18 protein-coding genes are annotated in these 21,993 nt (G+C 37.5%); 6 read left to right on the top strand and 12 right to left on the bottom strand.

Annotated features, from left to right (window positions below; all coding sequences use genetic code 11):
• Window positions 1–5: 5 nt before the first annotated feature.
• The 4 genes from RTX21_RS11055 to RTX21_RS11040 form a co-directional block, all read right to left on the bottom strand.
• Window positions 6–383: a DoxX family protein gene (locus RTX21_RS11055; protein ID WP_312767652.1), complete on the bottom strand. Its 378-nt coding sequence runs from the start codon at window positions 381–383 to the stop codon at window positions 6–8.
• 23 nt (window positions 384–406) lie between these two features.
• Window positions 407–2,149, bottom strand: a complete 1,743-nt coding sequence (locus RTX21_RS11050; RefSeq protein ID WP_312767651.1) for an agmatine deiminase family protein — start codon at window positions 2,147–2,149, stop codon at window positions 407–409.
• A 112-nt stretch (window positions 2,150–2,261) separates the two neighbouring features.
• Window positions 2,262–4,664: an endopeptidase La gene (gene lon / locus RTX21_RS11045; protein WP_312767650.1), complete on the bottom strand. Its 2,403-nt coding sequence runs from the start codon at window positions 4,662–4,664 to the stop codon at window positions 2,262–2,264.
• 286 nt (window positions 4,665–4,950) lie between these two features.
• Window positions 4,951–6,171, bottom strand: a complete 1,221-nt coding sequence (locus RTX21_RS11040; RefSeq protein WP_312767649.1) for a cysteine desulfurase — start codon at window positions 6,169–6,171, stop codon at window positions 4,951–4,953.
• Between the two features lie 342 nt (window positions 6,172–6,513).
• Between RTX21_RS11040 and RTX21_RS11035 the strand changes: the two genes are divergently transcribed.
• Window positions 6,514–7,110 (top strand): superoxide dismutase, encoded by a 597-nt coding sequence (locus RTX21_RS11035; RefSeq protein WP_312767648.1) that lies wholly within the window; start codon window positions 6,514–6,516, stop codon window positions 7,108–7,110.
• Window positions 7,111–7,187: 77 nt separating this feature from the next.
• Here RTX21_RS11035 and RTX21_RS11030 read toward each other — a convergent pair whose 3' ends face one another.
• Entirely contained in the window at window positions 7,188–7,562 is a 375-nt protein-coding gene (locus RTX21_RS11030; RefSeq protein ID WP_312767646.1) for a T9SS type A sorting domain-containing protein, read from the bottom strand.
• 129 nt (window positions 7,563–7,691) lie between these two features.
• Window positions 7,692–9,299 (bottom strand): GLUG motif-containing protein, encoded by a 1,608-nt coding sequence (locus tag RTX21_RS11025; protein ID WP_312767645.1) that lies wholly within the window; start codon window positions 9,297–9,299, stop codon window positions 7,692–7,694.
• A 222-nt stretch (window positions 9,300–9,521) separates the two neighbouring features.
• Between RTX21_RS11025 and RTX21_RS11020 the strand changes: the two genes are divergently transcribed.
• Window positions 9,522–11,261, top strand: coding sequence for a LuxR C-terminal-related transcriptional regulator (locus RTX21_RS11020; protein ID WP_312767644.1), 1,740 nt, complete (start codon window positions 9,522–9,524; stop codon window positions 11,259–11,261).
• A 6-nt stretch (window positions 11,262–11,267) separates the two neighbouring features.
• Here the strand turns inward: RTX21_RS11020 and RTX21_RS11015 are convergent, their stop codons facing one another.
• The 4 genes from RTX21_RS11015 to mutL are packed head-to-tail and all read right to left on the bottom strand — an operon-like array spanning window position 11,268 to window position 15,122.
• Window positions 11,268–11,606: a hypothetical protein gene (locus tag RTX21_RS11015; protein WP_312767643.1), complete on the bottom strand. Its 339-nt coding sequence runs from the start codon at window positions 11,604–11,606 to the stop codon at window positions 11,268–11,270.
• Between the two features lie 18 nt (window positions 11,607–11,624).
• Complete coding sequence (locus RTX21_RS11010) at window positions 11,625–12,605, bottom strand: endonuclease/exonuclease/phosphatase family protein (protein WP_312767642.1); 981 nt, start codon at window positions 12,603–12,605, stop codon at window positions 11,625–11,627.
• A complete protein-coding gene (locus RTX21_RS11005) occupies window positions 12,606–13,349 on the bottom strand; it encodes a rhomboid family intramembrane serine protease (protein ID WP_312767641.1) in 744 nt (247 codons plus the stop codon).
• 3 nt (window positions 13,350–13,352) lie between these two features.
• A complete protein-coding gene (gene mutL / locus RTX21_RS11000; RefSeq protein WP_312767640.1) occupies window positions 13,353–15,122 on the bottom strand; it encodes a DNA mismatch repair endonuclease MutL in 1,770 nt (589 codons plus the stop codon).
• A 116-nt stretch (window positions 15,123–15,238) separates the two neighbouring features.
• On the opposite strand from mutL, the gene RTX21_RS10995 reads away from it, so the two are divergent.
• Window positions 15,239–16,333: an acyltransferase family protein gene (locus RTX21_RS10995; RefSeq protein ID WP_312767639.1), complete on the top strand. Its 1,095-nt coding sequence runs from the start codon at window positions 15,239–15,241 to the stop codon at window positions 16,331–16,333.
• A 33-nt stretch (window positions 16,334–16,366) separates the two neighbouring features.
• Here the strand turns inward: RTX21_RS10995 and RTX21_RS10990 are convergent, their stop codons facing one another.
• Entirely contained in the window at window positions 16,367–16,600 is a 234-nt protein-coding gene (locus tag RTX21_RS10990) for a hypothetical protein (protein ID WP_312767638.1), read from the bottom strand.
• Between the two features lie 143 nt (window positions 16,601–16,743).
• Between RTX21_RS10990 and RTX21_RS10985 the strand changes: the two genes are divergently transcribed.
• The 3 genes from RTX21_RS10985 (at window position 16,744) to RTX21_RS10975 (ending at window position 19,415) form a co-directional block, all read left to right on the top strand.
• Complete coding sequence (locus tag RTX21_RS10985) at window positions 16,744–17,325, top strand: tRNA-(ms[2]io[6]A)-hydroxylase (protein ID WP_312767636.1); 582 nt, start codon at window positions 16,744–16,746, stop codon at window positions 17,323–17,325.
• Window positions 17,326–17,940: a DUF502 domain-containing protein gene (locus RTX21_RS10980; RefSeq protein ID WP_312767634.1), complete on the top strand. Its 615-nt coding sequence runs from the start codon at window positions 17,326–17,328 to the stop codon at window positions 17,938–17,940.
• A 98-nt stretch (window positions 17,941–18,038) separates the two neighbouring features.
• Window positions 18,039–19,415, top strand: a complete 1,377-nt coding sequence (locus RTX21_RS10975; protein ID WP_312767632.1) for a tryptophanase — start codon at window positions 18,039–18,041, stop codon at window positions 19,413–19,415.
• 38 nt (window positions 19,416–19,453) lie between these two features.
• Here the strand turns inward: RTX21_RS10975 and RTX21_RS10970 are convergent, their stop codons facing one another.
• On the bottom strand, window positions 19,454–21,979 hold the full coding sequence (locus RTX21_RS10970; protein ID WP_312767631.1) for a tetratricopeptide repeat protein: 2,526 nt from the start codon (window positions 21,977–21,979) through the stop codon (window positions 19,454–19,456).
• Window positions 21,980–21,993 lie beyond the last annotated feature (14 nt).

The raw sequence follows: 21,993 nt of genomic DNA, 5'->3' as shown, positions 1-21,993 counted from the left end.
CTTTTTTAACTTAGCAGAGTTTTGTATTTGTCTCGATTATCTATCAAAACCCACAGATTGATCAGTAAAAGGACAACGGCAATGATCCTGCCTTCATTTGTTGGAAACAAAGTGAAATTGTGAAGAACAATTCCTACCATAACAGGAAGGATCACAATTGCGCCAAGCGCCCGGGTCTTAGGTAAGATGAACAATAATCCACCGATCAGTTCAACAGCACCGATGAGCGGCATCAGCCAGACGATTTCTCCAAAAGCTGCAAATAATTTAGCTTGTTCAGGTTTCATTTCCGGCATCGGCATATAATGCAGAAACTTGTCCAATCCGGCATTGATAAACATCAATCCGAAAAGTAAGCATAGAATGAATTTTACAATTTTCATATAATATAGTTTTAAAGTGGGTCTTAATTCAAATCAGATTTCTTGATCAGTTTTTTGGTCACTTTCCCGAATTTCCCTTCTAATGTTATCAAAAGAACGCCACTCCATTTTGGATTAAGGTCAAGTGAAATTGTTCCATTTGTGTTATCGATTTTTTGTTCTAATAATTTCTGCCCCAAAACATTATGAATAGAAACGTTTACGTCTCCTATCATATTTTTTAAATTGAATGATACTTTGCTATTCGCTGGATTTGGGTAAGGTCCTTCAATATTTTTACTGTTCAAATCTTCTACAGAAAGTTGAGCCACATCAAATGTCCAATAACCATCCGGTGCAACAATCGGTCTTGTTATCGATTTTCCGGAATTGGCCTGAGCCCAGATATAATAGTCGATTTTTTTCGATGTGGTTGGAAGCGAAAGATTGGCTGTCCATTTGCTTTCGACAAAGTTGGTCATGCTTGTTTCCTGGAAACCAATATCGCCAGATTCTCTCCAAAAAACTTTGGCTTGAGCAATCCCGGAATTATGTTTGATCTGAGCTTCCACAGGAACGTTTAAACTAGTTACATTTTTAATTTTCGAATGCGTAATCCAAAGTGGGTCAGCTACACCAATCGTATGAGTGATACAATGGATCGCACCACTTAAGCTTATCAGATCCTCGCCAGAATTGTCAACATCTATTCCCACAACTTTGTAACCCGGCATCAATTGTTTATAAATATTCAAGGCATTTTCATCCACTTCTGGGCGATAAGTCGGAACCAAAATAGTTTTGTTGATGATGACAGCATTGGTGTAAGTTCTGTAAGACCCTCCGGTATTTGGATAGGCCCCGGTTGTACTTGCCGGAGCCGGAATCCATTTTATATCATAATCGTTTCCAAATGGTGTTTTGAACGTATTCTTGATGTAATCGATATTCTGTTTGATTTGAGGGCCATCGGCAACGCCTTCCGGATATTGGCTGACAAGAATCGTTTCTTCATCCAGCAATTTCATATGCATATCGATGTGATGGATCTCGTCATAAGGCAAGACGGTCATTTTACGATAAGAAGATATTCCCATATAATCTTTGAGAATTTTATCGACCTGCTCTTCGGTTTTCGCACTGACGCCATAGGAATTTCCAGTTTTGTTTTCATCCAGAATTAATTTCGAAGCAAAAGCATTTCCCATTCCGTCTGACATAAAGTTTCCACCAGTGTTTACCAGATCATTTGGAGAAGTATCGGTCACATAAAGCGGAACGCCGACATAAGCAGCGTGGCTCACGGGTAAAGTATTGTCCAATGGACGAGGACGATTGTAGATCCAATCTACCAAAGCCCGTTCCCCGACATCATTAGAATAAACCGTATTTGCAGCGTAATCTCTGATCCAGATACTGTTTGTATTGGCATTTAAAAATCGCACGTTCGTTAAATCAACGCCATTGTTGGTCAAATAAGTACGAACCGTATTTTCTGATGTTGTAGCGATCAGAACTTTGCATTCTTTCACGGCAGCTTGAACAATCTGCCTCTGAATATTCTGATATTGAGTTGTCCATCTTAAAACAAGATATTCAACTTCTTCCCATTGTGCCGATGTTCTTACAGGAGAAGTTGGCGCCGGTGTTCTTTTGGTTTCTGTAAACTTATAATTTGGAAGAAGAAGCTTCTCTTCTTGCGTCAGACCTTTTGGAAGAACTTCCTGGGCATTGATGAAATTCAAAAAAAGCAAAGAAAATAAAAATCCGAAGTAAATTTTTTTCATATGAAATGATATAATTAACGAATTTATAAAAATTTTGGATTAAATTTAAAAATAAAAAAATCTGCCCGGGAAATTCCGAACAGATCAATATTTATACAATTAAGTTGTAGACTTATTTCAAAGCAATTTCTATCACATCGCTCATATTAGTGACGTAGTTAACTTTCAGATTTTTCAGATAATCTTTTTTGATTTCCTCCACATCTTTTCTATTGGCTTCACAAAGAATCACTTCTTTGATTCCGGCTCTTGTTGCGGCCAAAAGTTTCTCTTTGATTCCACCAACTGGAAGCACTTTCCCTCTCAAAGTAATTTCTCCCGTCATAGCGAGATGAGGTTTTACCTTTTTATTTTTATAACTTGAAACCATTGAGGTCAACATCGCAATTCCGGCAGAAGGTCCATCTTTCGGCGTTGCACCTTCCGGAACGTGAACGTGGATGTTTTTTTTCTCGATATTTTCTTCCGAAATGCCTAATTCTTCATGATGTGCTTTGATGAATTCCAATGCAATTGTTGCGGATTCTTTCATCACATTTCCAAGATTTCCGGTCATTGTTAGTCCGCCTTTTCCTTTTGAAAGAATACTTTCAATGAACAGAATATCACCACCAACACTTGTCCAGGCCAATCCGGTTACAACACCGGGAACATCCGTGATTTCGGCCAAAGTTTTCGGCCTCGGAACACCAAGGATCTCGTCCACTTTTTCAACAGAGATTTTCGGGTCGTAGTCGTTTTCCATTGCCAATTGCAAAGCGACCCAACGGGCAACGCCTGCAATTCTTTTTTCCAAAGTTCTCACACCACTTTCCGAAGTGTGAGCATCAATAATATGTTTCAATTCGGGGTTTCCTAGTTTCAGGGATTTTGCATCCAAACCATTTTCCTGAAGTTGCTTCTTGATCAAGTGTCTTTTAGCGATCTCGATCTTTTCTTCCAAAGTATAACCTGCAATGCTGATGATTTCCATTCTATCCAAAAGCGGGCGTTGAACAGACGAAAGCGAGTTGGCTGTTGCAATGAACATCACTTTTGACAGATCATAACCCATTTCCAGGAAATTATCGTAAAAATTACTATTTTGTTCAGGGTCAAGAACTTCCAGCAACGCAGAACTCGGATCACCGTGGATACCTTGTCCTATTTTATCGATCTCATCCAAAACGATCACAGGATTGGATGTTCCGGATTTTTTAATAGATTGAAGAATTCTCCCTGCCATTGCACCAATATAAGTTTTTCTATGTCCGCGGATCTCACTTTCGTCATGCAAACCACCAAGAGAAACCCGAACGTATTGTCGCCCCAAAGCATCAGCAATCGACTTTCCAAGTGACGTTTTACCAACGCCCGGAGGGCCAACCAAACAAAGGATCGGAGATTTCATATCATTCTTTAATTTCAAAACAGCAATGTGTTCCAAAATTCTTTTCTTGATATCCTCCAGCCCAAAATGTTCTTTATCCAAAAGCTTTTCCGCTTTCTTCAGATCAAAATGGTCTTTGGAATATTTTTCCCAAGGCAGATCTGTGAAGAAGTCCAGATAATTTCTCTGAACATTATAATCCGGAGAATTTGGATGCTGGCGCTGAAGTCTTTGCAATTCTTTTTGGAAATGATTTTCAACTTCAGCATTCCATTTTATTTTTTCAGCTTTTTTCTTGAATTCGTCGGCGTCAGATTCTGCGCCGCCACCTAATTCATCCTGAATCGTTTTGATTTGCTGATTCAGAAAATATTCACGTTGTTGCTTATCAAGGTCTTTGCTTGTTTTCTGATGGATCTGATTCTTCAGTTCCAAATGACGGAAGTCGTCGTGCATCAATTCATACAATATTTTGGCACGTCCAGTCAATGTCTTTTCCTCCAGCAGTCTTTGTTTTTTGTCCGAAGAATAATTACCATTTGCAGAAACAAAATTCAGCAGATCTTCCTGCCCGTCGATATTTTTAAGTGCAAACTGTGCTGCATTTGGAATATTCGGGTCGATATTGATGATTTTTTCTGCCAGATCTTTGATGTTGTCCATCAATGCAGAAAATTCCTCTTTATCTTTTGGCTGGAAATCTTTTTGTTTTGTGATCTCTGCAAGGAAATAAGGCTCCAGAGAAACCATTTTTTTGACTTTGAATCGCTGAACGCCTCTAGTAATCGCTGTGATATTACCTTCCGGAAGTTTTATAATTTTGATAATCTTCGCCAAGGTTCCAACCGCATAAAGGTCTTTCTCGGTCGGATTTTCCTCATTCGGATTTTTCTGACTGATGATTCCGATGAGTTTATTTTCCTTCTGCGCTTCTTCTAATAGTTTTTTAGATTTTTCCCTTCCCGCTGTGATTGGGATTACCACTTTGGGGAACATCACCATATTTCTTACGGGAAGAATTGGGAAAAGATTTTGAGATTCATCACTTTCCTTAGTATCGAAATCAGAGAAATTAATTTCTTCAGCAATGATTCCGAGACCTTCGTCAAGAATCTCTTCAAAATTGATATTTTCAAATTCTGTCATAGTATGTAGAATGACATAATGTCATTAATCTTAATTGATATAAAGATTGATTCTCTATATTTCTTAGAAAATCAATCTGGTTCTATGTTGGATTATAATTTCGCAAGAGCTATGCCAGAGGAAAAAACAATACAATTTGTCAGTTTAATAAAAAGCTCTTTCAGAAATTATCCAAAAGAGCTTTATTTTTTTTTAAGTCTCACTAATTTTACAGATTAAGCAGGTTTTGCTTAAAGTACATCTGGCCGAATTAGCCTAATCTGCGAAATATAATTTTTAGTATAAATTAAACCAACATTCTCTGTGCTTTTTTCACACCTTCAACCAGAATATCAATTTCTTCCAAAGTATTATACACAGCAAAACTTGCGCGAACAGTTCCAGCGATGTTGAAGAAATCCATAATCGGTTGTGTACAATGATGTCCAGTTCTTACAGCAATTCCCATTTTATCGAGAATCATTCCCGTGTCAGAAGCGATTCCCACACCTTCTAAGTTGAAAGAAACCACGCCGGTTCTGTTGGCTTTTTCGCCGTAGATTTTAATGCCGTCCAGTTCCAGAAGTTTTTTCTGGGCGTAAGTCAGAAGTTCGTTTTCGTGGATTTGAAGATTGTCGTGACCGATTTTCTCTATGAAATCAACAGCTGCTCCGATAGCAATATTCCCACCAACATTTGGTGTTCCCGCTTCGAATTTGAAAGGTAAACCTGCGTAAGTTGTTCCATCGAAACTGCAAACGGCAATCATTTCGCCGCCACCGTGGAAAGGATGAAGATTTTCCAAAACAGATTTTTTACCGTAAAGGATTCCGGTTCCCATTGGGGCGTACATCTTGTGTCCTGAGAAAACAAAGAAGTCACAATCTAATTTCTGAACATCGATTTTGAAATGCGGTGCAGATTGAGCACCATCAATTAAAACGTAAGCATTCGAAAGTTTTCTTGTTTTTTCAATGATTTGCTCGATTGGATTGATGATTCCCAAAGCATTAGAAACCTGATTTACGGAAACAATTTTCGTTTTTTCGTTCAGCCAAGAATCCAGAACATCGATTTGGAGAATCCCGTTTTCGTCCATTGGGATGACTTTCAGTTTTGCGCCAGTTCTTTCGCAAAGCATTTGCCAAGGAACGATGTTCGAATGATGTTCCAAATATGAAATGATAATCTCATCATCTTTTTTGATTTGATTGGTCAAAGCATAAGCCACCAAATTGATTCCTTCCGTTGTGCCTTTGGTGAAAATAACTTCATAGTCGTGTTTGGCATTGATGAATCTCTGGATTTTCTTTCTGGAAAGTTCCATTTCTTCCGTTGCCAACTGGCTCAAAGTGTGAATCCCGCGGTGAACATTAGCATTGATAGTTGCGTAATATTTTTCCCAAGTTTCCAGAACTGAAATCGGTTTTTGAGATGTTGCGGCGTTGTCCAGATAAACGAGCGGTTTTCCGTTGACTTGTTGATTCAGGATTGGAAATTGTGCTCTTATGTTTTTGATATTGAACATTTTGAAATTTTAATTTTATTGTTTTTAAACCACCTCCGTCAAAAATTCAGGGAATTTTTGCCACCCCTCCAGAGGAGGGAAATTTTAGTGGTCGAATTGTTGCAGCCCGACTTGAGCGGTTGAGCCCTTCGACAAGCTCAGGATAAACTACATGCGGAAATAGCTGCCCAAATAATTAAAGATTTACTTATAATTATTTAGAATGGTTCAAAGTTACGACAAAATTTATTAAAAATTTCGATGTTAAATATTTATAAAATGAGTGTGATTCTTGTTTTTAGGAATAATTATTGAGTATTTTTGACCAATTCATTTTATTAATAACAAAATAAATACGAAACTATGGCATTCGAATTACCAAAATTAGCTTATTCGTACGATGCGTTGGAACCAACCATCGATGCGAAAACAATGGAAATCCATCACACTAAGCATCACCAAGCTTATGTGGACAATCTTAATAATGCAATTGCAGGAACTGATTTGGAAGGAAAATCTCTTGAAGAAATCCAAAAAACAGGTACAGATAAACCAGCTGTAAGAAATAACGGAGGCGGACATTATAACCATTCTCTTTTCTGGGAACTTTTGACGCCAGGCGGAAGCAAAGAGCCAGTTGGAAACGTAAAAGCAGAAATCGAAAAAATCGGTGGTTTTGAGAAATTTAAAGAAGATTTTTCTAACGCAGCGAAAACCAGATTCGGTTCCGGATGGGCTTGGTTGGTGAAAAATTCTGATGGTTCTGTAGTTGTTTCTTCAACTCCGAATCAAGATAACCCACTGATGCCAGTTGCTGATGTGAAAGGAACTCCGATTCTTGGATTGGACGTTTGGGAGCACGCTTATTACCTTAATTATCAAAACAGAAGACCTGACTATGTGTCTGCGTTTTTTGATGTGATCAACTGGGATAAGGTTGAGGAACTTTACAATAAATAATTTTCATAGAATTATATTGAGAAACCCATCAGATACTTTCTGATGGGTTTTTTGTATTCATTAAATAATTAATGGTTTTACTTTTTGATGATTTTGCTACTTGAAATCTCGCCGTTCTCGGTTTTGATTTTCAGAACATAAACACCTGCTGTTAAAGAAGTCAAATCCAAATTATTTTCGTTGAACTGTAATACTTTTTGTCCAGCGATATTATAAAGTTCCAAAGATGTCACTTTCTTGTTTCCAGATACGAAAATACGGTCTGTAGTTGGATTCGGGTAAACTGTGATATTCTTTTTGTTGATGTCATCTGTTCCCAATTGTTTCTCTTTGTAAACAGCCAAAATTGTGTGATTTTCGGTAACGTCTGCGAAAGTATAAGTCAATTGTTTTCCGATGTCTTCATTATCTACGATTACGGATTCTACTTCGTAACCTTCTTTTGGAGTCAATTCAAAAGTTTTTGTTGAACCAGATTTTAAAGCAACAACACCATTTGGAGAAATTGTTCCCCATTCCTGGTTGTTTGAATTTGAAGTTATAATGTTTGTAAGATATTCACTTCCTTGTAAATATGGATATCATTGATTTTCTCGTATTTTCCAAATGTTGGTAAAATCCCAAGTCAGTCCGTTTTCATATGTGTTTTGCTTCTGGGCTTCTAAGATGGATTTACTCATTCCTGACCAATCGTTTTCTGTTCCATCAGTAATGATTTGACCATTCACAATCATAGCATCCAAAGCAAAATTATTTGTCATTTCTGAATCAAACTCTACATCACCAGCTATTCTGTGAATCTTATTGAGGTTTCCGGTAGGCGATGAAGTTATTTTGGGATTAAGCGCTGCCGAATTGGAAATGGTTCCCCAAGTGCTTCCTGCAAGACCTCCAACCAAAGAATAACCACCGGAAACGGAACCGTAAGCATAACTGTTAAAAATTCCATTGGATAATCCTACCAATCCTCCGACATACATCGCATTGTTGTCTGTAACAGCTACATCTCCTGAAGCGAAACAGTTTTCTATAAAAGAACTGCTGAAAGAAGAGCCAGCTAACCCACCAATATCCACATAACCGCCTTCCGGAGTGGTGTCTGCCACAATCTGTGTCACATTTCCAGTGGCGTAACTATAGGAAACAGTTGCTCCCAAGATTCCCACTAGACCACCGATAGATTGACTTCCACTTACGTTTCCGGAAGCGTGGCTGGCTGTAATAGTTCCGTAAGATTGTCCAACTAATCCGCCGCCGACCTTTTGGTCAGAATAAACAGTTCCCGTCGCATAAGAGTTTGAAACGGAGTCAGAAGCACCAACTAACCCACCAACCCACATATTACCAGAAATGTTTCCTGTTGCAAATGAGTTGCTGATAGCTGCATAAGAATCTCCTACCAAACCGCCAATGGTGCTGGTTCCTGTCACGTTTCCTGAAGCATTGGAATTCTTAACCGGGGCCTGGTTGACACCAATCAATCCTCCCATAAAATTGCCCACAAAAACACTTCCCATATTTTTCACATTACTGGAAGAACTGGAACCGGAAACTTCGGACAATGTTTTTCCAATCAATCCGCCTACGTTATCTCCTTCTGTATTGACTTCGCCGGAAGATTGACAGTTGCTTACAAGCGATGAGCTTTCCCCGATTAGTCCGCCAACATAGTTGGATGCGGTTACTATCCCTATTACTTTTACGTTATTAATAGTTCCGCCATTAGCCGACCCTGCAAGAATACCAACATAGTCTTGTCCTGCAATCCCATTTTCTGCGAGCTGGATATTGAGATTATTAATAATAGCATCCGTCGTATTACTGAAAAGTCCAATGTAATTGCTTTCCGACCTTGAAATCCACAGATTTGTAATTTTGAAACCATTGCCTTCCAATGAACCATAGAATGCATTCGTATTTTCATCGCTACCGTATCCGATAGGTTTCCAGCCTTCGTTTGGATATTGAGTTGCAATTAATGTCGCTAAATCGATGTCATTAATAATAGAAAAATGCTTATCACTATTTGCAGAACCGAGGTAATTTCTCATTTCGTCAAGTTGAACTGCGTTGGCAATCAGATAAGGATTGGCTTCTGTGCCATTTCCTGTCCCGGAGAATTGTGCTTTTGTATTGACGAACATCAATAAAAGTACAGTGATGGAAAAAATAGATTTAATTTTGTACATAAGATATTTAATTAAAAAAGTATAGAACAAAATTAGATTCGAATCTGATTTTCAACAAATAATGGAGGTATGCAAAGGGTGTGCATCCCAATTTTTATTAATTGTAAAAGGTGTGCGTAATAATTAATATCTTTGATTTTTAAATAGTTATAAATTCCCGTCATCTTGTTGATGGATTTTCATAAATTTCGGATTAGAATTATTTCTAAATTTAATTTCAATATGCAATTGCGGTTTTTATCCATTATATTTTTCTTCTTATTTTTTACTGGTCATTGTTTTGGAGCAACAGATAACGATAAATTTGAAGCGATTTCCAGCGAGGTCAGTAAAAATGCCTTCATCCGTGATTCGGACACCCAAAATCTTGTAAAAGAATTAGAAAAGATTTCCGCAAATCATCCTGATTTGATTCCTAAATATCTGTATTGGAAATCATTCGTGAATTATGCGCAAGGTGTTTCGGATTCTAAAATCAATACAACCATTCGTTCCAAACTGAAATTTTTTAACGAAAAGAAATATCCTTTTGAAAATGCACTTCTTTTACATGCATTAGCTTATAATGATGTCATCATTGGAAATTACACAGACAGTTTCACGAATTCCTTAAAAGCTTTGGTTCGGTATAAAGAACTTAGCAATACTTTGTTTAAATCCCGTGTGGAACTTCTATTGGGCGTTATTTGTTTCAGAACCAGAAACTTTGATATCTCGGAAAGATTTTACAAACAGTCACTTTCGCCAAAGATCCCAAAAGCTGAATATATGAAAGCGCAGGTCAATATGTATTGCGCTCAGGCTTTTACAAAAACCGGTATCGAAAAGGCCATCAATGGAATGGTAAAGCTGATTCCTGCGGTCGAAAAATTAAACGATCTGGGCGTTTCTGCCGTGTTGTATCTCAATATTGGAGGTTGCTATATGCTAGAAAACAAGCCGGAACTGGCACATTCTTACTATCAAAAAGCGATGCAAATCGGAAATCAAATTGAGAATAAATCCTTCATGACCTCTTTGCTAATCAATGAAAGTGTTTACTCGTTAGGAACCGGAAATTTCAGAGAAGCGGAATCTCATATTGAAAAAGCGGAAAAACTGTCTCAGGAAATCGGAAATGCAGAGCAACTTTCTTTGGTGTATAACGTCAAATACACCATTTACGAGAAAGAAGGTTCTTCTGAAAAAGCGTTTACTTATCTCAAAAAATACAATAATCAAAAGGAGAAAATCTTAAGCAGTTCCAAAACCATTGATTCTTATCAAGCTTATGTTGAGGCTTTTATGGCATCTGCAGAAAAAGAGCTGATGATATCCAAACAGAAGACAATGTTGGAAAAGCGAAAATTGACCATCACGCTTATTTCATCCATTTTTATTATTCTTTTGGGAATCGCTTTATCGGTTATTTTTTATCAGAAGAAAAAGCAACAAGCCTTTGTCAAAGAATCTGAAAAAGAAGCGCTTCGCAAGCAATTGGCCTATGAGAAATCAATACAGCAGATTCAGGAGGAAAAGCACAAGGAGGTTTTGGATGCTAAAGTGCGGGAAGTCACGTCCTATTCACTTATTTTGTCTAATAAAAACAATGTGCTTCAGGAGATTTTGGAGAAAGCCGGAAAATCTAATGAGCACAATGAGAATGAAGCCGAACATTTCTCGGAGAACGTGATTGATATCGTAAGAAAAAATCTGAATACCGAGGTGGAAAGTCACAAATTCATCCATCATTTCAATGAAGTTCATCCCCAATTTTTCAGCAAGCTAAAGTCCATTTGTAAAGATTTGACGGAAAATAATTTGCGAATGTGCGCTTATTTTAAAATGGGAATGTCTATGAAACAAGTCGCTGTAATCCTGAATGTGTCAACAGAAACCGTCAAAAATGCACGTTACCGATTAAAGAAAAAACTGATATTAGAAAAAGATGACAATCTGGATGATTTTCTAAGGAATATCTGATATATGTTATTGATTTTCTGAGACTTCTGCCTGAGCTTGTTGTTTGGGTTCTTTCTTTTCCTCTTTCGCTTTTTCAGCTTCTAACTTAGCTTTCTCTTTGTCGAGTTTTTCCTGTTCCGCTTTTGCTATTTTATCAAGACTGTCTTTTTCTCTTTTGATAGCAGCTGCATTGATTTTCGCCATCACAGCTTCCGAAGTTGCGCCCGGACCGAAAGAATCTATCGCAACGGTGTCATAAGTGATTTTTGGAGTAACATCCAATTGGTCCGAATTATTCAGAACCGGAGCATTCTTTGAGCAAGATGATATCGAAGCAAGAACTAGAAAAAAGATAATTTGTTTCATATCAACAAATATCGAAAATTATTTGATATGAAACTCAGCGATCACCGGAAAATGGTCTGAGATCCTGACACTTCTGTCTACCTTGTAACTAATGGGTTCAATAGATTCTGAAGCAAAGACGTGGTCAATTTTCAAAGGAAATTTGAAGTCGTGGAAACTTGTTCCGCTTCCTTTTCCAACTTTTAAGAATATGTCTTGTAGATTTTCAGACACTTTGTAATATTCGTAAGAATTTGGAACAGCATTGAAATCGCCAGCCACAATTACGGGATAGGGCGAATCATTGATAAAATCCTTGATCTGATCAATCTGGGTCTGATGTTTTTTGAATGTCGGAATCAGCATATGAAGAACTTTTTTAGCCTTTTCTTCATTTTTGTCCATATCTTTTGTCGGCCTAACCAACTTCTTATCCAGGAAAAAAGGCTCCATATAGACGTTCACAAAACGAATTATCTTATTATTGACCTTGATATCGGCAAACATACAGACGCCATTGTTGGCATCTGTTTTTATAGGACCACTTTCTATAATTGGAAATTTGGACTGAATTTTAGTAATTGGCTTGCTATTTTCAAAATATTCGAATCCATCCAAAGGCTTTTTATTATCATACTCTTGAAAGAAAACAACGTCAGGTTTATGTTGGTTGAGATAATCATAGATCTCATCGTCACCCATTTTCCCAAATTTTCCATTGAACGAAATCAGTTTAAGATTCGGAGTTTCTTTTTTCGTTGGTGTATAATTGATCCAACGTCTTGTCGGTATAATGAAAAACAATGACAGAATGAGGAAAACTGCAGCTCTTTTTCTCCAACTGAAAATCCAAAAGATTAACAATAAAATGTCAGCAATTATCAATAAAGGGAATACCAGAGATAAAAGATTCAGAAATCCAAAAACTCTTGGTGGGATGTAGGCATTCATTATTGTTCCGAAAAGCAGAGCAATAATAATGAGATGAAATACCGTTAAAATTAATCGAATGATTCCCATCTATTGGATTCTGTCTCTGTTTTTTTTCCAGTTCCTGATGTAAAGAAATCCAATCAAAGCGCCTCCGAGATGCGCAAAATGAGCAATATTATCACCATTGAATTGTCCAAAACCTAACACTATTGAAACCACAATAATAACTGGAGTCAGATATTTGGCTTTGATAGGAAAAGGGATGAACATGAACATTAGTTTCGCATCAGGAAACAAAGTCGAGAATGCAGCAATCACTCCGAAAATTGCTCCTGAGGCTCCAACCATTGGTGTTTTTAAAATCCCAAACAATTTTTGAGCAGCATCATTTATATTCTGATTATTAGAAAAATTAGGATAATATTCAATATAATTATAATTAACTGTCTTATAAACTTGATGAATATCGAAATTGTTGCTTGACAAAAAACTTGTTAGTTGACTTACTTCATAATAATTCCAAAGGTTATATAGTAGAAAACCACCTAAGCCCGAGGCAAAATACAGAATAATAAATTTTTTCTGTCCCAAAACTTGTTCCAGAACAGGACCAAAACTATAGAGAGTCAACATATTAAAAGCAATATGCATAACACTTCCGTGCATAAACATATGTGTAATGATCTGCCAAGACTGGAAGTTAGGAGACAATGGAAAATACCCTGCTAATAAAGAAGCCAGATTGAGGTTTGGAAGCAGATAGGTTACAGCGAAAAAAATCACATTAAGGATGATTATATTTCTGGTAACTGGTGTGAGTTGAGGAAACATAGTTTAAAATTTATTTTTAAAATCGTCGAAAGGAACTTCCAGCCAACATTTCTTGCCATTCACTGTGTATTGTGGAAATCCAAGATCGATGAAGTCTTTTACCAATTGCTCGACCTCGGTCTTATAAATGAAATCGAATTTTGATTTTGTTTTCAGCTTGATCCATTGGTATTCAAAATATTTATAAAAATCTTCCTCTGTTCTGTACTCCAGAACTTCGAATATCTTTTCCAGGAATTTGATGACCTGGGATTCTTTCAAAGCCTCCGGAACAGTTTCTATTCTAAGGACATTATCTTGAGCCAACGTCATTTCGAAACCAAAATCCGGCAGATATTTTTTGATAGATCTGTATTTGTTTTTTTCGATCTCGTTTAGATGGTATTCTAGAGAAAACAAAAGGCTTTGCCCTGCTTTTTTGGTTGGCAGATTTTCCTGATGAGAAGACATAAGAACGCGATGCATTCTTCCAAGATCCAACATATAGGTCTGCCCGTCTTTGTTCAGAAGCCAATAACCATTTGGTAATCGGAAAAGGTCTTCATCCAGATCATCATCTTCAAAAAGATTGATTTTCGATGGTGCGGCCGAAGCCGTCACTTCATAAAGCTCGGTCAGATCAATTCTCTCCTGACCCGAAATTTTTTCTGAAATGAATGGATTGAAATCTCTATCAACATTAATCGCAGAAGGCATTGGCGAGCTAGCATTGCTTTTGCTTGGAGTTGGCGAGAAAAATGCTTCCATTTTAGGGTCTCTTTCAAAATCCAGACTTGGTGCAACATTATAAATTCCCAAAGAACGTTTGATGGTAGAGCGCATCAAAGCAAATATCAGAGCTTCATCCTCAAATTTGACTTCTGTTTTTTGAGGATGGATATTGACATCGATTTTCTCCGGGTCTAATTGCAAATAAAGAAAAAATGACGGTATATAACCCGGTTGTAACAATCCTTCAAATGCTTCCTGAACAGCTTTGCTCAAATAAGCACTTTTGAAATATCTTCCATTAACAAAGAAAAATTGTTCGCCTCTCACTTTCTTTGCGCCTTCGGGTTTTGCAACATATCCGTGCAGATCTACCCAACCCAAGTCTTCTTTAATCGGAATCAAAAGCGGTTGCAGTTTCCTTCCGAAAACATCTACAATGCGTTGCATTTGTCCGCCTTTTCTCAGCTTGAAAATAGGTTCGTCGTTATGGAATAATTCAAACTCGATGTTTTCATGAGCTAATGCAACTCTCTGGAATTCATCAATAATATGACGAAATTCTACATTGTCATTCTTAAGGAACTTGCGCCTCGCAGGGACATTGTAGAACAAATTTTTGACAGAAAAATTAGAACCTTCAACTGTCTGAATCGGATCTTGAAATTGGAAAACTCCACCTTCGATATAGATATTCGTTCCGACTGGCGTTTCTTTCTGCTTGGTTTTTAATTCAACCTGAGCAACAGCAGCAATCGAGGCCAAAGCTTCGCCACGGAAACCTTTGGTGGCAATCTTGAAAATATCTTCGGTCGAACGGATCTTGGATGTAGCGTGACGTTCAAAAGCCAATCTTGCATCGGTCTCAGACATTCCAATCCCGTTATCCACAACTTGGATCAGGTTTTTCCCAGCATCACGAACAATCAACTGGATTTTATCCGCACCTGCATCCACAGCATTTTCCAAGAGTTCTTTCACGATGGAAGCAGGCCTCTGCACGACTTCTCCTGCAGCGATCTGATTGGCAACGTGATCCGGTAAAAGTTGAATGATATCTGACATCTTTACAATTGAACTTTCAAAAATAAGGATAAGAATCGAGGGGTAAAAGTTAAATAATTATAAAGAACTTGGTAAAATAATGATATTTTTGAATCTCAGATAATTAATCAACATCGATGAAAAGAGATCTCTACATAGATTTTGCCAAGGGACTGGCTACCATTTCCATTATCTTCATTCATACCGCTTTCTGGAGCGGGCAATTTTATATACCTACGGAAGCCAGGGTATTTTCGTTGGTCTTCGATGTCGCATTGTTTTATGCTCTGAGCGGAATTACATCTGGGAATAATATTGAAAAAACACTTTACAGGTTGTTGAAGTTACAGATCACATATATGATCTTTGTGACGTTTCTGTTCTTTCTGGATTATTTTTTTAAAGTTTTCGGACTGACATTTTTCTCGTTGGAATGGCTGAAAGATTTCTATTCGACATTTGGAAGCAAGTATGTGCCGTCAAGCATTTCATCTGCGCCACAATGGGAGATTTTGGGGAATTGGTATTTGCATAGTTATTCTAATTGTGATACTTTTCCTGTCGTGATGGGAAGCTTCTGGTACTTGAAAGTCTATTATATACTGACTGTTTTAGGTGTTTTGATTCTCAGATTTTTTCCTAGACACATCAATTGGTTTATCGGAATCTGTGTCGTATTGACTTTGATATTCAATATTTTTCCTCAATATTATCCGAGTGGACAAGTTGGTTATGTGGCTTTTTATATGGCAGTTTTCCTGATTGCAAATAGAATGAAAGGTAAGAAAATCCCGACGAGAATGATTCCCGTTTTATATGGATTGGTTGCGATTGCTCTAGCTTGGATGTTTTGGAATTATGGAGGTGATATGTTCTATAAACTCAACAAACAAAAATTTCCGCCGAAGATTCCTTATATCATTTGGACATTGTTCTCATTAGTGACATTGTTCGTTTTCTATAATAGATTGAAAATTGAGAAACCAAATTTCCTTACCAATGTTGGACAAAACGCGATTTTCTTCTATTTTGGGCAAGGAATGAGTTCCTCTTTGGTTTACTTTCTCGTTGTTCCGATGAAAGATTCTATGCCTTGGTATTTATTAGTTTTAATTATTTTTCCACTCAATATTTTGTTGGCAGTAATTATTTCCAAAGGTTTGAAAAAAATAGATGACTTTGGCTGGAAAATCTTGGAATTCTTAAGAGCAAGGACAGCCGCAAAAAAATAAAAGCGCCTTTTACAGCGCTTTCAGTGTTATAATTCAGTCATCTCTCCTTCTGCCTCTGGAAGATGCGATGATTGCAATAATGATGATCAAGATCACACCTCCTATAATCCAGTAAAGCGGGTTGGTCTGCCATTCTTCAGTCCGTGTGGTCACGTTGGTTGTTTTGGTTACCAAAGAATCCTGGGCAAACGATAATGTATAAGTAAACATTGATAAAATACTAAATAAAAACAATTTAGCACGATTGTAGATTTTTATATTTTTCATAATTTTATTATTTTACGATTATCAAATTTTCAATATTCGTGCCAGATTAATTTAAATGTAATAAAATCATTGAGAAGTGAAATTTGTATTCGTACAGATTCTTTTTATACTTACAAATTGTTATTTTTACAAAAAATATAAAAATGTTTCGTCTTAAACTTCCTACAGATCCACGTTGGGCCAATATTGCAGAAGATAATCTGGAAGAGATCCTTACCGATCATGCTTGGTGTGAGCAAAAAGCTGCAACCAACGCCATTGGTCTTATCACTATGGTTCCCGAACATACGGAGATGGTAACAGAACTGTTAGCCATTGCTCAGGAAGAACTGGATCATTTTGATCAGGTTCATGAGATCATCAAAAAGAGAGGAGGCGTTCTCGGGCGAACACGTAAAGATGATTATGTAAACGATCTGGTAAAATTCATAGTGAAAGGAGGTGACCGAAAGGACCTTTTGGTGGACAAAATGCTTTTTGCAGCAATGATAGAAGCCAGAAGCTGTGAACGATTCAAAGTATTGACAGAGAATATCAAGGACGAGGAACTGAAAAAATTCTATAACGATCTGATGATATCAGAAGCCAATCACTATACGACATTCATTGGATTCGCAAGACAAATTGGAGATCCAGAAAAAGTAAATCAACGTTGGGAAGAATGGCTGGAGTATGAAGCCAGAGTGATTCAATCCTACGGTAACAAAGAAACCATCCACGGCTAAATGAACAGAAGCCTCAACGATTACCTTCGCCTTTTTCTACGGTCTTTCCTTCAGGGATTGATCATTATTGGTCCATTCGCGATTACGGTTTGGATCATTTGGTATATCGTTTTCAGCATCGATAATTTGGTTCCGTCCGTTTCCGAGAGATTTCCGGGACTCACTTTTATAACGGTTATTTTTGGAACCACATTCATTGGTTTTTTTGGAAATAAGTTCATTATTGGTAGGCTGATTGTTGATGGCCTAGATTATGTCCTGGAGCATATTCCGGGAATTAAGTTCATATATACTTCTCTGAAAGACGTTTTGGGTTCATTTGTTGGTGATAAAAAGAAATTCAATGTTCCGGTCTGGGTCAAGACCAATGAAACACCGGAGATCTGGAGAATGGGATTTTTGACACAGTCCGATATGTCGATTGTGAATCTTGACCAAATGGTGGCGGTTTACTTACCTCATTCTTATGCCGTTTCCGGCTGGGTGATCATTACCAAATTCAACAATATAAAAGAAGTGACCGGAATGAGTTCCGCCGAGGCAATGAAATTTGCTGTGAGTGGTGGCGTGGCCGGATTCCATTCGGACGATAACGTTTTCAAAGCACCAGAATAGTTTCTGATTTATAATTAAAAATGAAAAATGAATGTCAAAATTTGATGTGCATTATTCAGTCTTTTCAAAACCTTAATTATTAATCTTAAATTATTACAATGAAACTACCTTACGCAGAACCATTTAGAATAAAAATGGTCGAAGAAATATATCAATCCACCCAGGAACAACGCGAAGAATGGCTGAAAAATGCCAATTACAACCTTTTTAACCTTAGAAGTTCCCACGTTTATATCGATTTGCTGACGGACAGTGGAACAGGCGCAATGAGCGACAAACAATGGGGTGCATTGATGATTGGTGATGAAAGTTATGCCGGCTCAAGATCTTTTGAAGCCTTGCAGCAGACGGTCGAAAAAATCACTGGCTTTCCTTACTTATTACCGACGCATCAAGGAAGAGCGGCAGAAAATGTTTTGTTTTCTGTGATGGTAAAAGAAGGCGACATCGTTCCCGGGAATTCCCATTTCGATACTACAAAAGGACATATCGAGATCAGAAAAGCACATGCTGTAGATTGTACAATAGATGAAGCTTTTGATATCAATGATCTTCATCCATTCAAAGGAAACATTGACCTAGGCAAATTGGAAGCGGTCTATAGCTCTCACCCTAAAGAACAAATCCCGTTTTGTCTGATTACGATTACTTGCAATTCTTCCGGTGGACAACCCGTTTCTTTGGAAAACATCAAAGCAGTAAAAGCTTTGTCTGACAAATATGGAATTCCTGTTTTGTTTGATTCGGCGAGATTTGCTGAGAATGCTTATTTTATCAAGAAAAGAGAAAATGGCCAGGAGAATAAAACAATCAAGGAGATCTGCAAAGAATTGTTCTCATACGGAGACGGAATGACAATGAGTTCCAAGAAAGATGGCCTTGTAAACATCGGAGGGTTCATTGCTTTGAAGAACAGACAAATATTTGAACAAGCTTCTAACTTCACCATTATCTATGAAGGTTTCATTACTTATGGGGGAATGGCCGGAAGAGATATGTCGGCTTTGGCATCCGGATTAGATGAAGCAACAGAATTTCCTTATCTGGAAAGCAGAATTTCTCAGGTTGAATACCTTGGTAATAAATTGATGGAAGCAGGAATCCCGGTTCAGAAACCAATCGGTGGACATGCCGTTTTTATAGATGCACTTAATTTTCTACCCAATATAAAAAGGGAGGAGTTTCCTGCTCAAACTTTAGCAATAGAACTTTATAAAGAAGCTGGAATCCGTGGTGTGGAAATTGGAACTTTGCTAGCAGATAGAGATCCGGAAACGAGAGAAAATCGATATCCGAAATTGGAGTTGTTAAGATTGGCAATTCCAAGGCGAACTTATACCAATAACCATATGGATTATGTGGCTGCTGCAGTAATTAACGTTTTTGAGAGGCGGAACGATATCATCAAAGGTTATAAGATAAAACGTGAACCAGAAATTTTAAGACATTTTACCGTGCAGTTGGACAAGGCATAAAGAAAAAAGGAGAGCGAATTAATTTGCTCTCCTTTTCTTTATTTCTTTATTTTTTCTTGTCTTTGCTGCTGATTCATGGTAGCCTGCTGGGTAGCCTGCGAGTCATTAGCTCCGGGTTTTCCGGGACCAAAATTGACAGGAGCGGAGGCTTTCATTTCTTCTTCTGAAGGCTGAACAGACTCAATCGGCTTTTGAGAAATAGTATTACCATTTTCATCCGTCATTTCAAGTTTTGCATCGCTTTTCAGGAACTTGAGAAGATCCTGCGCTTTTTTCCCTTCAGGTGTCTTTTTATAATTAAGAACAATCTGTTCCAGCTGTAGAATCATGATCTCTTTTCCGGCAGTTTTTCCAGCATTGTATGCATTTAGCAGATAGAATTTGGGAACAAGTGCATCTTTTGGATTGTCTGCGATAGCTTTGTCTATAATGGCAGACGATTCTGCAAATTTCCCGGTTTCATAAAGTTTATAGGCATCGGCATATAACTTTTCTACGTCAGCTGTTGTTTTGTTAAAATCTTTACTCTTCGGATTTTTAACAAATTCTGCGTAAGAAGTGTATGGGTATTTCTCCAGAATCAATGCTTTTGCTTTTTCAGCTTCAGAAGGGTTTTTCTCATAATTGAAAACAAAAATATTGTATAGAGCTAGCAGATCTGTCTCTTCATCCGGCTTATTTTCAACCAGGTCAAATAATGTTTTCGTAGCCAGTTTTGTATTGCCAAAGTACGTTTCGTACATACTTCCCATTCCAAGGCTTGCGGTGTCTCTGTCCTTTTTCAGTTTGTCTAATTCTACTTTTGAAGTAGGAATTTTTTCGATGTAAAATTCTGGTTCCAATCGTCTTGGGTCAGGTGCATTGGCTAATCCCAAAGCCTCATTCTTCATTTCCTCGATGGTCGTTGTTTTGGCAGAATATCTCCAGTTGTCCATCAAGGTTCTGTTTCCCCAAGTTTGTTTAAAAGAGGTTTCTCCTCTCGGGATGTTGCTGGAATTGGCAAAATAAAACGTAGAACCGCCACTTGTAATCCCAAAATTCTGAAAACTATTGCTATCAGAAGAGTTGTTAGCGAAGATAGAATTCGCACTATAATCCGAATTATCAAAACCTTTGCTTCGTTCTGCTTTTCTTTTTTCGAGTTCGTCTGCTGCTTCTTTAGATTTTATTTTCTCTATATAAGTTGCGAAATAAGCTTTTTGCTCATCAAGACTCATCTTAGAAAGGTTCAGAATACTGTCATTCTTTTTAACAATATAATAATTCTTGGACAATTTTTTGATATTCGCGGTTAAGCCTGTCAAACGTTCTTTCTCAGGCTGGTATGTCATTACAGCTAAAGCACTGTCATAATAAACTCCCGCCGTCAAATAATCGTCTTTTGCAAAATATTTTTTAGCAATCTCAGCATAAGTAAGACCACGGATCTGTGGATCAGACTGTTTCTCCTTCAAAGCTTTTCTGAAAAAGGAATCGGCTATAGAATCTTTTGTAGCGGAAGTTGCAATCAATCCGCTGGCGTAGTATAATTCATTTTTGCGGGAAGCGTAAGTCCCTTTTTTTGCAATTTTCGCAAGATAAGCCATCGCTTCTTCATAACTATCGGCTTTTCCATCGAAAGTTTTTGCAATCTCTATTTGAGATTTAACCTCAAACTCATAGCTGTTTGCATATTTGTAGGCCGCTGCGAAAGATTCCCTTGCTTCACTTTTTCTATTAAGATTAGAAAGGATCTGGCCTCTCAAAAATGCAATTCTGCTTTTGGTTTTCCTATTCTTGTTATATGCAAAAGCATCTTCCAAAACTTCTGCTGCCAATTCTTTTTTTCCCCATTTTAGGAAATTATCAGCCTGATAAACTTTCAGGATTCTTTTGTGCTCTTTGGTCAGTTTTATTTTCGGATTTTCTTCCAGATCTCTGTAAACCTCATCCGCACGGTAATATTCTTTCAGTTTTGTATAGTTTACGGCTTGATAAATTCTCGCCAATGGGAGTCTTTTATCTTTGCTCATATTATTGAAAATATAACCTAAGGCATCCAAAGATTCCAGATATTTCCCTTGATACATTCTGGCTTTTGCCAATAAAATATAAGCATCGAAAATCTTTTTGTTCTTTTCTACACCATTTACAAGAACCGAATATTTTGATATGGCTTTAGAGGCTTTAGCTTCGGTGATTTGTAAAATAGAAGCGCCTTTTTTGTTGCCATTATTATTTCCGCCAGTCATATCATTCCCGTTATTGAATGTCGCCGACCTGCCTCCTCGTAATGGTGATGGAGCACCCGGGTCATTCATAGAAGGATTTCCAGACGTATTACCTTGTAGATCTAAGTCATCTTCTGTAGTGTAAACGGAAATATAGGGATCATAAAAATTATCAACATGAGCCTTGTCCCTACTTTCCATTTCAGCATTGAAGGCTTCTTTGCTATTGAACAAAGTATTGTAATAGGTCATGAACCGATTGACTGGGCCGCTTTTGGTCTTTTTCTTTTTATGACGCGGATTACAGGCAATTATGCTTATGACGGCAAGTATAATTAATAAATATTTTCTCATCTAATTAATTTCAA

Origin of the sequence: Epilithonimonas sp. (genome assembly GCF_032054305.1) — a bacterium.
Classification (GTDB): Bacteria; Bacteroidota; Bacteroidia; order Flavobacteriales; family Weeksellaceae; genus Epilithonimonas.
This window is presented reverse-complemented; position numbering and strand designations above follow the sequence as displayed.